The organism is Pseudomonas sp. S30 (genome assembly GCF_016518545.1).
Lineage (GTDB): Bacteria > Pseudomonadota > Gammaproteobacteria > Pseudomonadales > Pseudomonadaceae > Aquipseudomonas.
In genome coordinates, this window is the sequence record NZ_JACVTO010000056.1 from 1 (window position 1) to 401 (window position 401).

At 54.9% G+C, this 401-nt stretch carries 1 protein-coding gene; it reads right to left on the minus strand.

Features of this window, described 5'->3' with window-relative positions:
* On the minus strand, positions 1–401 hold a 401-nt coding region (locus tag IAE34_RS24210; RefSeq protein WP_325101020.1), incomplete at both ends, for an immunoglobulin-like domain-containing protein.

Genomic DNA, 401 nt, shown 5'->3' on the forward strand with positions numbered 1-401 from the left:
CAACGCTAGCATCGGTTACACCGACGGTGAGCGAGCCGGAATCTTTGAATATATCTTCACCCTGTGCAGGTGCCTTGTACTCAACTTCGGTCTGGCCGGCTGCGATTACAACTTTCGCGCCGTTGCTCAGGGTAACGGTCATATCACGGTCAAGCGGCTGGTTCACTTTGACGGTGAACGACGGCTGTTGATCTTCAGTGACATTACCGTTGCTAGCGATGGTGACGGAGACTTTGTCGCCTTCGTTGCCAGTACCTGGGGTGCCAGTACCGGGCTCATCGGTGACATCGGTTTTGACTTCGGTCTGACCCAAGGTCAATTTTTCGAAGTTGTCTGCGCCAGTGACGGACTCCAGCTTGTTCACGATCGAAGGCTGACCGCCCACATACACGTCGTTCGGC